Genomic DNA, 12,128 nt, shown 5'->3' with positions numbered 1-12,128 from the left:
GTGGGTCCGAACCCCGCGAGCGGCTCGATGGTAGCCGCTCCATCCGCATGATCGCCCATCCGGACGTATGCCTATGCAATGCGATCTTTCATGCGATGCCGCCGCACATGGTGGATACCGCCGCTCAACGGGCGAGCGTCGCCACCAGCACCGCCTTGATGGTGTGCATCCGGTTCTCCGCCTCGTCGAAGACGACGGAGTGCGCGGACTCGAAGACCTCGTCGGTGACCTCCAGCGACGTGAGGCCGTACCGGGCCTGGATCTCCCGGCCGACCGCCGTACCGAGGTCGTGATAGGCGGGCAGGCAGTGCAGGAACTTCACGTCCGGCTTGCCGGTGGCGCGCAGCACGTCCATCGTGACCGCGTACGGAGCGAGCAGCGCGATCCGCTCGCCCCACACCTCCTTGGGCTCGCCCATGGAGACCCAGACGTCGGTGGCGACGAAGTCCGCGCCGCGCACGCCCTCGGCGACGTCCTCGGTGAGCGTGATCCGGGCACCGCTGCCCTCGGCGAGCGCCTGCGCCCGGTCGATCACCGACTGCTCGGGCCACAGCTGCCGCGGGGCCACGATCCGGACGTCCATGCCGAGCAGGGCTCCGGTGACGAGGTAGGAGTTGCCCATGTTGTTGCGGGCGTCGCCGAGGTAGGCGAAGGCGGTCTCCTCCAGGGGGCGGCCGCCGCCGTGCTCGACCATGGTGAGCACGTCGGCGAGCATCTGGGTCGGGTGCCAGTCGTCGGTCAGCCCGTTGAAGACCGGTACGCCGGCGTGGGCGGCCAGCTCCTCGACGTCGGACTGCCGGCTGCCGCGGAACTCGATCCCGTCGAACATCCGGCCCAGGACCCGGGCGGTGTCCTTGACCGACTCCTTGTGCCCGATCTGCGAGCCGGACGGGTCGAGGTAGGTGGTCGAGGCGCCCTGGTCGGCGGCCGCGACCTCGAAGGAACAGCGGGTCCTGGTCGAGGTCTTCTCGAAGATCAGGGCGATGTTCCTGCCCTGGAGACGGGGGACCTCGGTGCCGGCGCGCTTGGCCGCTTTGAGCTCGGCCGCCAGGTCGATCAGTCGGCGGAACTCCTCGGCGCTGAAGTCCAGCTCCTTGAGGAAGTGGCGGCCCCTGAGATCTATCGCCATGGGTGGGCTCCTGATTCGCGGCGGTGGGACGGGGGTGCGTACGGAAGGCGTACGGTCGCATGAAGGGAGGGGCACGCGGCCCCGCACCCTGGAAGTGTATACGAACAGCCGTATCTATATACGGAGCGTCCGGCGTACCCTCCGGACGCGCGGTCGGGTGCATCGGCGGGTGCACCGGCGGTTGCCACGCCTCAGGCTGCCCCGGGCACCGCGTCCCTCGCCACCGGGCAGCTCATACAGCGCGGGCCGCCCCGGCCCCGCCCCAGCTCACTGCCCGGAATCGTGATCACCTCGATGCCGCGCTTGCGCAGGAACGTGTTCGTGGTGACGTTCCGCTCGTACGCCACGACCACCCCCGGCTCGACCGCCAGCACATTGCACCCGTCGTCCCACTGCTCGCGCTCCGCGGAGTGCACATCCTGGGTCGCGGTCAGCACCCGGATGTCCGACAGGCCCAGCGAGGCCGCTATGGCGCGGTGCATATGCTCCGGCGGATGGTCGGTGACCTTCAGGTCCTGGTCGCCCGAGCCCGGCTCGATGGTGTACGAGCGGAGCATGCCGAGCCCCTCGTACTGCGTGAAGGTGTCTCCGTCGATCATGGTCATGACGGTGTCGAGGTGCATGAACGCGCGGCGCTTGGGCATGTCGAGCGCCACGATCGTGCGCGCGGAACCGGCCGCGAACAGCCCGCGCGCGAGCAGCTCGACCGCCTGCGGGGTGGTCCGCTCGCTCATCCCGATCAGCACCGCGCCACTGCCCAGCACCAGGACGTCGCCGCCCTCGATCGTGGACGGGAAGTCCGCCTGCCCCTCCGACCAGACGTGGAAGTCCTCGTCGCGGAAGAGCGGGTGGTGGCGGTAGATCGCCTCGTAGTGCACGGTCTCGCGCTGCCGGGCCGGCCAGCGCATCGAGTTGATCGAGACCCCGTCGTAGATCCACGCCGAGGTGTCGCGGGTGAAGAGGTGGTTGGGCAGCGGGCCCAGCAGGAAGTCGTCCAGGTCCATCACATGGAAGCGGACCGAGGTCGGCTCCGGGTGGCGTTCGAGGAACTCGCGCTTGGTCATGCCGCCGACCAGCGCCTCGACGAGTTCCGGCACCGGCAGTTCGTCGAAGGCGGCACGCAGATGGTCGGTGGCCAGCGGCCCGTACTCCTTCTCGTCGAAGACCCGGTCCAGGACCAGCGTCCGCGCCTCGGGGATCTGCAGGCTCTCGGCCAGCAGATCCCCGAAGAGGTGCACCTCCACACCACGGTCGCGGAGCACATCCGCGAACCCGTCGTGCTCGGCCCGCGCCCGGCGCACCCACAACACGTCGTCGAAGAGCAAGGTGTCCTTGTTGGACGGTGTGAGCCGCTTCAGCTCCAGGTCGGGTCGGTGCAGGATGACCCGGCGCAGCAGCCCGGCCTCGGAGTCAACATGGAATCCCATCCACCCATCTTGGCCGCTTCCGGTGCCGGGGGGAGGGAGTCGGGCGATGTCGGCTGGTCGGGGGCGGCGGGCGGCGGGGCGGCGGGGCCGACCAGTGCCCCGGACTCGCGGCACTGGTCGGGCCCGGGGCACTGGGCGGACCGTCGCAGATCGTCTGCCGGACCGTCGCAGGGTCGGCGCTGCCGCGGCCACCGCCGCCGAGGCCACCGCGAGGACGCGCCGGCTGCCCCACAACTCCGCATCAGCCCAGCCCTGCTGATCATCCATCACGGCGATCAGCACGGCCACGCCGAGCGCCGTACCGACCTGCCGGGCGACCATCAGGACGCCGGATCCCTGCGAGAGCCGACGCCACGACGGGCGGCACGGGCGGCATGACGGACCGAGGCGGGGGAGGAACGGCACCCCCCCCCCCCCCCCCTCGGTCCGCCTACAGCCTCGGGTCCACCGGCTCCGACTCCAGCGCCAGCACCGCGAAGACCGCCTCGTGCACCCGCCACAGCGGTTCGCCCTCCGCGAGTCGGTCGAGTGCCTCCAGGCCGAGCGCGTACTCCCGCAGGGCCAGCGAACGCTTGTGCCCCAGATGGCGTATGCGCAGACGCCTGAGGTTCTCCGGGCGGGTGTACTCCGGACCGTAGATGATCCGCAGGTACTCGCGGCCACGGCACTTGACGCCCGGCTGGACCAGCCGTCCGTCCGCCGTCCGTACCAGCGCCTGTACCGGCTTGACCACCATGCCCTCACCGCCGTCCGCGGTCAGATCCAGCCACCACTGGACACCGGCCGCGACCGACGCCTCGTCCTCGGTGTCTACGAGGATGCGCCGCGTCGTGGCGAGCAGCCCCGGACGCTCCCGCGCGCCGTCCCGTGGCGCGGCACCGCCCCGGGACGTCACCGCGTCCTCGGCCGCGACGATCCGGTCGATCAGCGTCAGCTGCTCGGTGTGCGCCAGCCCCGCGAGGCTGCGCCCCCGCACCGCGAGGATCTGGAACGGCGCGAGCCGGACACCCTCCAGGTCGCCGAGTTCGCCGGACGGTGCGGCCGCGGCCGCTTCCGTGCCGCCGCCCGCCGCATCCGCGCCGGCCGCCGGTCCCTCCGCCGGGCCTTCCGCCGTCCCTTCCGCCGCCCCGACGCGCCAGCAGTAGCGCCGGTACGCCTCGGTGAACGCCGCGGCGTCCGCGGCCCGGTCGCGCTGCCGGTCGAGCAGCGGCCCCACCTCGACACCGCGGGCGGCGGCCGCCTCCAGCGCGCCGAGCACGCTCGGGAAGGCCGCGCCGGACGCCGCGCCGACCGCGGCGTACTGCTTGCGCAGCAGGCCCGTCGCCTTCAGGGACCACGGCATCAACTCCGCGTCCAGCAGCAGCCAGTCCGTCTCCAGCTCCGCCCAGAGACCGGCCTCCTCGACGCACGCCCCGATCCGTCGCAGGATCCGCTCGGTCGTCTCCGGGTCGTCGAAGAACGGCCGGCCGGTGCGGGTGTACAGGGCGCCCGACACGCCCTTCGGAACGCCGATGGGGGTACCTCCCATGCCTTTAGGGCTATGGGGGAGCTCGCCGGCCACCGACTCGTCGCGGCACACCAGGACCACCGCGCGCGATCCCATGTGCTTCTCCTCGCACACCACTTCCCGTACGCCGTCCGCCCGGTATCCGGCGAACGCTTCCACCGGGTGCTCCAGGAAACCCTCGTCACCGGCTCCCTCACGGGTCCGCCCCGTCGAGGTCGCGCAGGGTGCCATCGTCGGCGGGAGGTACGGCAGCAGCCGCGGGTCGACGGCGAAACGGCTCATGACCTCCAGCGCGGCCGCGGCGTTCTCCTCCCTGACCGCGAGCCGGCCCATGTGGCGGGTCTCCACGATCCGTCGGCCGGCCACGTCCTCCAGATCGAGGGGACGGCCGTCCGCCCCGCCCGGTGCCTCCGTGGCGAGCGGCTTCGCGGGCTCGTACCAGACCTGCTCCGCCGGTACGTCCACCAGCTCGCGCTCCGGCCAGCGCAGCGCGGTCATCGCGCCGCCGAAGACACAGCCGGTGTCCAGGCAGATGGTGTTGTTGAGCCAGGTGGCCCGCGGGGTGGGCGTGTGGCCGTAGACGACGGCGGCGCGGCCTCGGTAGTCCTCGGCCCACGGGTAGCGCACCGGCAGGCCGAACTCGTCGGTCTCACCGGTCGTGTCGCCGTACATCGCGAAGGACCGCACCCGGCCCGACGTCCGGCCGTGGTACTTCTCCGGCAGCCCGGCGTGGCACACCACCAGCCCGCCACCGTCCAGGACGTAGTGGCTGACCAGGCCGTGGACGAACGCCCCGGCCTCGGCGCGGAAGGCGTCGTCCTCCTCGCCCAGCTGCGCGACGGTCTCGGCGAGCCCGTGGGTGTGCTGGACCTTGCGGCCCTTGAGGTAGCGGCCGAGCTTGTTCTCGTGGTTGCCGGAGACGCACAGTGCGTGCCCGGCCCCGACCATGCCCATCACCAGGCGCAGCACTCCGGGGCTGTCCGGTCCGCGGTCGACGAGGTCGCCGACGAAGACGGCCGTCCGGCCCTGGGGGTGCGCCGCGTCCACGGCCCTGCCGAGCTCGTCGCGCACCAGCGCATAGCCGAGCCTGTCGAGCAGCGTCTCCAGTTCGGAACGGCACCCGTGGATGTCGCCGACGATGTCGAACGGGCCGGTCAGATGGCGCAGGTCGTTGAACCGCCGCTCCAGGACGACCTCGGCGGACTCCACCTCCGCCTGGCCGCGCAGGATGTGCACCTTGCGAAAGCCCTCGCGCTCCAAGTGCCTCAGGGAGCGGCGCAGTTCACGCTGGTGACGCTGGATGACACGGCGCGGGAGTCCGGCCCGGTCGGCGCGCGCCGCGTTGCGCTCGGCGCAGACCTGCTCGGGCACGTCCAGCACGATCGCCACCGGCAGTACGTCGTGCTCCCTGGCCAGCCGCACCAGCTGCGCCCGCGCCTCGGACTGCACATTGGTGGCGTCGACGACCGTCAGCCGCCCGGCCGCCAGCCGCTTGCCCGCGACGAAGTGCAGCACGTCGAACGCATCGCCGCTCGCGCTCTGGTCGTTCTCGTCATCGCTGACCAGCCCCCGGCAGAAGTCAGAGGAGATCACCTCGGTCGGCTTGAAGTGCCGGGCGGCGAAGGTGGACTTGCCGGAGCCGGTGGCCCCGATCAGCACCACCAACGAGAGATCCGGCACGCCGAGCGTGCGCCGCACCGCCTCCCGGCTCTCCTCGTGCCCGTGCCCGTGCGCCTTCCCGTCCTGGGACTCCGTACGATCCGCGTCCGTCATGCCGCGACCTCCTTCCCACTCACCGAACCACCGTCACCACGCGCACCGCTTCCCTGTGCGCCGCCGTTCCGTGCGCCGCCGTTCCGTGCATTACTGCCACCCGCATCGCTGTTACGGGCGCCGTTGCCACCTGCTGCCTTGCCGTCGTCACCGTCGTCGCCGGAGATGCGGAAGTGCGCGAGCTGGGTGGGCGGGCCCACCTCCGGGTCGTCCGGCCCCACCGGGCCGAAGACCACCTCGTAGCCGTGCCGCGCGGCCACCTCCTGCGCCCACTGCCGGAACTCCTCTCGGGTCCACTCGAAGCGATGGTCCGCATGCCGCACATGGCCGGCCGGCAGCGACTCCCAGCGCACGTTGTACTCGACGTTCGGCGTCGTCACCACCACCGTCCGCGGCCTGGCCGAACCGAACACCGCGTACTCCAGGGCCGGCAGTCGCGCGGGATCGACATGCTCGACGACCTCGCTCAGCACCGCCGCGTCATACCCCTTCAGCCTGCTGTCCGTGTAGGCCAGCGACCCCTGTACGAGCCGTACGCGCTCGGCCTGCCGCTCGGACATCCGGTCCAGCCGCAGCCGACGCCGTGCCTCGTGCAGCGCCCGCATCGACACGTCCACGCCGACGACCTCGGTGAACTGCCCTTCCTTGAGCAGCGCACCGACCAACTGGCCCTGTCCGCAGCCCAGATCGAGCACCCGTGCCGCCTGCTCCCTGCGCAGCACGGTGAGAATCGCCTCCCGCCGCTGTACGGCGAGCGGCACCGGCTTGTCCTCGGTATCCGCCTCCTCGTCCACCGCGTTGTCCATCTCCTCGGCCGCCACCCCGTCCGACTCGGCCAGCCGCTCCAGCTCCAGCCGCTCCATCGCCTGGCGCGTCAGCGACCAGCGCCGTGCGAGATAGCGTCCGACGATCACCCGCTGCTCCGGGTGGTCCTCCAGCCAGCCCTCGCCGGCCCGCAGCAGCTTGTCGACCTCGTCCGGGGCGACCCAGTAGTGCTTAGCGTCGTCAAGCACCGGCAGCAGCACATACAGGTGCCGCAGCGCCTCGGCGACCGTCCGCTCGCCCTCCAGGACGAGCCGGACGTAGCGGGAGTCGCCCCACTCCGGGAACGTCTCGTCCAACGGCACCGGCTCGGCCAGCACCGTCCAGCCCAGCGGCTGGAACAGCCTGCGCACCAGCTCCGCGCCGCCCCGGGCGGGCAGCACCGGCACCTCGACGCGCAACGGCATCGCCCGTGCCACCAGCTCGGGCCGCGCCGTGCACTGCCCCTTCATCGCGCTCGCGAAGACGCTGCGCAGCGCCACCGCCAGCAACGAGGAGGCCGCGTACGGACGGTCGTTCACATACTGTCCGAGCGCCGAGTCCGGAGCGCCGCCGCGGCCCTTTCCCCGGCCCCGGCGGACCAGGGCGATGGGATCGACCTCCAGCACCAGTGCGGCCGTGCACCGCTCCGCATCCGCCTCCGGGTAGAGGACGTGTGCGGTGCCGTGCGACGTCGAGAACTGCTGCGACCTGTCGGGATGCTTGTGCAGCAGAAACCCGAGGTCGGTCGCGGGACGCTCGGCGCTGCCGGTGGTGGTTATCGTCAGGAACACGCGTCCGAGTATTGCCGCAGTCCGTCCCGATTCCCCACCAGTTTTCCCACAGCACCGCCCACCACCCCGGCCCGGCAGGCCCGGCCCGGCCGGACTCACCGGCCCCGGCCCGACTCGCTTCACCTCACCTCAGCCCACCTCGCCCGAGCTCACCTCACCTCACCTCACCTCACCTGCGACTGGACCTGCTCCGAGATCAGCTCAAGGTGGTCGAGATCATCGAGGTCCAGGATCTGCAGGTAGACGCGGGAGGCACCGACAGCGGCATAGCATCCGATCTTGTCGACCACCTCGGCGGGCGAGCCCGCCAGCCCGTTGGCCTTCAGTTCGTCCACGTTCCGCCCGATGGCCGCGGCGCGGCGTGCCACCTCGGCGTCGTCCTTGCCGACGCAGGCGACGAGGGCGTTGGAGTACACCAGCTCATCCCCTTTCCGTCCGGCGGCTTCGGCGGCCGCCCGCACCCGCCCGAACTGGGCTTCAGTGTCCTTGAGCGAGGCGAAGGGAATGTTGAACTCATCGGCGAACTGCGCCGCAAGGCGCGGGGTGCGCGTCGTACCGTGTCCACCGATCAGCACCGGCACCTTGCCCTGAGCGGGCTTGGGCAGTGCGGGCGAATTCTCCAGCTGGTAGTAGGTCCCGTGGTAGTCGAACCTCCTTCCGGTGTCTGTGGCCCACAGGCCGGTGATGACTTCCAGCTGTTCCTCCATTCGCGCGAACTTCTCCCTGGGGAAGGGGATGCCGTACGCCTTGTGCTCCTCCTCGAACCAGCCCGTGCCGAGGCCGAGTTCGACCCGCCCGCCGGACATCTGGTCGACCTGCGCGACCTGGATGGCCAAGACGCCCGGCAACCGGAAGGTGCCGGCCGTCATGAGCGTGCCGAGCCGGATGCGCCGGGTCTCACGGGCGAGGCCGGCCAGTGTGATCCAGGCGTCCGTCGGACCGGGCAGCCCGTCGACGTTGCCCATGCTCAGGTAGTGGTCGGACCGGAAGAACGCGTCGAAGCCGAGATCCTCCGTGGCCTTGGCGACCGTCAGAAGGGTGTCGTAGGAAGCCCCCTGCTGGGGCTCGGTGAAGATTCGTAGGTCCATACCTCCATCCTGCACACCGAACGGGAAACCAACCGTTAGGTGTGTCGAGGCATCAAGTCGCTACGTCAGTTCGGGTCAGAGCTGGTCAGAGCCGGGTGAAATCGGGTCAGCCGCTGTCACGGTGAGGGTGTGGGCGGTGTGCAGCGACCGTCGCCGTGGCGCGGCAAGGCGTGGCCTGGCAAGGCACGGCGTGGCACGTTCGGGCCGGCTCCCGGTAGGCAGTGCGGCTGCGAGGACGCGGAGGCGGCGGTCACTGACATCAGTGGCAGATGAGACGGAGGGCGCAAGCAGCCGCGCAGTGGCAGTGGCAGTGGCAGTGGCAGTGGCAGTGGCAGTGGCAGTGGCAGTGGTGAAGGCAAGCACGGCGGTGGGCCTACCGTCACCTGTCGGCGGGCGTGACGTCCCACCGTCGACGCGCCGGGCGTAAGCATTCCTGTCTTGTCCGGTCCCCGCTCAGGCCGGGTTCCGGTCGCGCACCTCCAGCTTCTCCAGGATTCCGGCGACGCGATCTCTCGATTCGTCGACCGTGTCCATCGCCTCGACACAGGTCCAGTACGCCCCCTCCTCGTCCGCGAGCAACACCACTCCCACCAGCGCCTCGCACACTTCCCGCAAGAGCCGGCTCAGGCTCGTCAAGGCGGCTCTGACGTCGCGCACCTCGGTCAGCTGAGCCGCTCGCAAGCCGCCGGTGACCGATGCCGGGCACAGCAGTCCCCCGCTGAACCGCCCGCCCGCGTCGCCCAGACTCTGAGCCCTTGACCGCACTTCGTACGGCCCGAATATCGCGAGATGGCTTCCTATCGCCTCCGCCAACGCTTGCGCCTGCCACGCCTCGACGATCACTTCCTGGACCGTCGTCGCCTCCGCCAGACCGCGTCGACCGGCCGCGATGATCCGCACCGCATCCATCCGTTCCCCTCCTTCCCGCTCCATTCGCATGCACCCTGCACTTCTTCCACTACCCAGAGTGAGGGTGAACGCCCAAAAAAGCCAGGGGAATTCGCAAATCTGTGGACAACCAAGGCGCTGTGGAGAGATCAATCACTCCGGAGAGTGACGATTGGCGGGTGCGGACTCTTCGCCCTCCCCACCCGACACAGTGCCCCCAGCTCTCACACGGCGGACATAAGTCACGGAAAACGCCCGAACGGCCTGAATCGCCGCGCCGGTACGGACCGAACGAGCCCGGAGCCCGCCGTGATGAAAAGCGGGGGTGGGAGCTGATGCCGCTCCCACCCCCGCCCCGGTCCGACCCGATCCGCCCCGACCCGGCCCCGCCCGGCGCCCCCTTGCTCCGCCACGACGGCTCCGCTTCCTACTCCTCGTCCTCCCCGGACCGGTCCGGCCGCGCCCTGCGAACCGCGGGGAATCGCGACTCATTGCGCTCGATCTTCGCGGCGAGCGCCGCCAGGGCGTCGATCCCCAGCGCCTCGCAGAACTGCAGCAGATACGCCAGCACGTCCGCGACCTCGTCCTCGACCCGGCCGGCCGCCCGCGGATCGGACATCACCTTCGCCGACTCCTCCGGCGTCAACCACTGGAAGATCTCGACGAGTTCCGCCGCCTCGACGCTCAGCGCCGCGGCCAGGTTCTTGGGGGTGTGGTACTGCTGCCAGTCCCGGGCGGCCGCGAATTCGGCCAGCCGTCGCTGCAGCGCATGAAGATCCTCGCTCATGTCCCTAGGTGTAGCACCTGCACACCGGGCAGCCCCTCGGCGACCGACGGATCCCGCACCGTCCCCAGCAACCGGACATGCCCCCGCTCCGCCATGCGGACGGCCAGCGACACCAGCTCGCGGGCCTGCCTGTGGTCCATGCAGCGGTCCATACCGTCCGCCATCACCGTCATCTGCTGCTGGGCCGACGGGACCTCCCCGGCCGGGTCCATCGCCAGCACCCCCGGCCCGGTGAGCAGTACCAGCGCCAGCGCCAGAAAACGCAGCTCCCCGTCACCGAGCTGCTCGACGGGCATCTCCCCCAGGGCGCCCCGGTCAAGGACGGCCCGTACGCCCGGTTCCCATGCCTCCTGCCCCGTGTGCCGAACGGCCGCCGGTCCGCCTCGGCCGGGCGCCGACGGGGCGGCGGCCGCGCCCTCCGCCGCGGCCCCCGCCTGGCGCGGCACGGCACGCAGCCCGTCGACCGGCCCCGTGCAGGCCTCCCTCACGGCCGCGACCAGCACCGCGTGCCGCCGCGCGCACTCGCGGCTGGTGCGCTCCAAGACCACGGGCAGGTTGTCGCAGGACGACCGCAACCGCCCCTCGTCCTCCTCCGCGTCCCGGCCCCAGCCACCGGCCTCGCCGCCCCCTCCGCTCCCCCTGCGCCCCCGTGTACCCCCGCCGGCCTTGGTCGCACAGCTTCCCGCGCTGGCCGCCCGGCCGCCCCGGGCCCCGCCTGCCCGCCCCCCGGCGCCGTCCGGACCCCGTCCACCGGAATCGCCGCCCCCGCTCGTCCCGCCCGCTCCCGCCCCCCGCATGGCCTCCGGCCGGGGGTCGCACACGAACGCCGACCGGAGCGCCACCACGACCTGTTCGGCCGCGGCCAGGACCAGCCGCTGTCCTTCCGTCTTCCCCGCTACGCGCAGCGGCAGCAGCGACGTGCCCAGCCGGTCGTCGGGCAGTGGCGCGCGGGTCACGGGGGTCGCGCCCGCGGTGTGCCAGGCCGCCTGGACGGCGGGGCGGGTGGGGTCGGTGAGGGCGGTGGTCAGCAGCGTCTCACCGCCGCCGGTCAACCGCTCGCCGACGATGCGCAGTTCGGGCTCGGCCTGTACGGCGAGATCGAGGCTGACCGGACCGGCCGGGCCGTCGACCGTGCAGCCGATGCGGAACCCGCGCCGCCCCTGTCCGTCGGGGCGTGCCCCCGCCGGCACACAGGCCGACGGGCCGCCCACCACCTCCTGTACGGCACGTGCGAGCGGCTCCCCGCTACCGAGCCGGGCGAGCATCTCGTACGCCTGCAGCACACTGGACTTGCCGGTGCCGCTCTCGCCGCTCAGCAGCGTCAGCGGGCCGAGCGGCAGGGTGACGCCGCGATGGGTCTTGAAGGCGGACAGCCGTAACTCGGTGACGGCCGGCCGCACACTGTCGGTATTCATGCGTGGACGCTATGCAGCAGCCCGGCCGGAGAACCGTTACGCCCGATCTCTCTTCCTACGAACGGGGGACGGCCCCCGTGGCGGCCTCGTCGACCTCGGTGCCCACCGGGGCCAGCAGGAAGACATTGGTGTCCACGCGGTGCATCCCGCTGCCGAGCCCGAAGACGACGCCGCTGGAGAAGTCCAGGATCCGCTTGGCGACATCGGTGTCCGCGCTGCTGAGGTCCAGCAGGACCGGGATCTGCGCCATCAAGTACTCGGCGACCTCACGGGCGTCCGCGAAGGTCTGCACGCGGATGACGATGAACCGCCGCATCTCCTCCGCCGGCTCGTCCTCGGGGAGGGCGCGGTGGTCGGGCCAGGAAGGCCATTCACTGCTGCTGCGGAGCGGGACGACCTCGGCGAGCCCTTCCCACTGCTCGTCGGTGGCATCGGGGCCGTTCACCGAATCACCTCACTCAGAGGAGCGCTGGCTATCTGCGGTATCTGCATCGCACAATTCTAGAGATAAACATACAA

Annotated in this window: 9 protein-coding genes; all 9 read right to left on the bottom strand. The window is 71.2% G+C overall.

Annotated features, from left to right (window positions below):
• Positions 1-124 precede the first annotated feature (124 nt).
• The gene (gene argF, locus AC0680_RS11170; protein ID WP_384431418.1) at positions 125-1,129 is read right to left on the bottom strand and encodes an ornithine carbamoyltransferase; all 1,005 of its coding nucleotides are present in this window, start codon (positions 1,127-1,129) and stop codon (positions 125-127) included.
• Between the two features lie 191 nt (positions 1,130-1,320).
• The gene (locus AC0680_RS11165; RefSeq protein ID WP_384489982.1) at positions 1,321-2,556 is read right to left on the bottom strand and encodes an arginine deiminase; all 1,236 of its coding nucleotides are present in this window, start codon (positions 2,554-2,556) and stop codon (positions 1,321-1,323) included.
• A 430-nt stretch (positions 2,557-2,986) separates the two neighbouring features.
• A complete protein-coding gene (locus AC0680_RS11160) occupies positions 2,987-5,836 on the bottom strand; it encodes a polynucleotide kinase-phosphatase (RefSeq protein WP_478626894.1) in 2,850 nt (949 codons plus the stop codon).
• Entirely contained in the window at positions 5,833-7,431 is a 1,599-nt protein-coding gene (locus AC0680_RS11155; RefSeq protein WP_478626893.1) for a 3' terminal RNA ribose 2'-O-methyltransferase Hen1, read from the bottom strand. Before AC0680_RS11155 ends, AC0680_RS11160 begins: the two co-directional genes overlap by 4 nt.
• Before the next feature lie 164 nt (positions 7,432-7,595).
• Positions 7,596-8,519, bottom strand: a complete 924-nt coding sequence (locus AC0680_RS11150) for an LLM class F420-dependent oxidoreductase (RefSeq protein WP_478626890.1) — start codon at positions 8,517-8,519, stop codon at positions 7,596-7,598.
• A 453-nt stretch (positions 8,520-8,972) separates the two neighbouring features.
• On the bottom strand, positions 8,973-9,428 hold the full coding sequence (locus tag AC0680_RS11145) for a DUF6099 family protein (RefSeq protein ID WP_478626888.1): 456 nt from the start codon (positions 9,426-9,428) through the stop codon (positions 8,973-8,975).
• 406 nt (positions 9,429-9,834) lie between these two features.
• Entirely contained in the window at positions 9,835-10,194 is a 360-nt protein-coding gene (locus tag AC0680_RS11140) for a nucleotide pyrophosphohydrolase (protein ID WP_478626885.1), read from the bottom strand.
• Entirely contained in the window at positions 10,191-11,609 is a 1,419-nt protein-coding gene (locus AC0680_RS11135) for an AAA family ATPase (protein ID WP_478626883.1), read from the bottom strand. The genes AC0680_RS11140 and AC0680_RS11135 overlap by 4 nt, the downstream gene beginning before the upstream one ends.
• A gap of 55 nt (positions 11,610-11,664) precedes the next feature.
• Entirely contained in the window at positions 11,665-12,054 is a 390-nt protein-coding gene (locus tag AC0680_RS11130; protein ID WP_478626881.1) for a cell division protein SepF, read from the bottom strand.
• Between the last annotated feature and the right edge of the window lie 74 nt (positions 12,055-12,128).

Source organism: Streptomyces sp. NPDC043738, assembly GCF_056436545.1.
The sequence above is the reverse complement of the archived record's forward strand: the minus strand, read 5'-3'. Positions and strand labels throughout refer to the sequence as shown.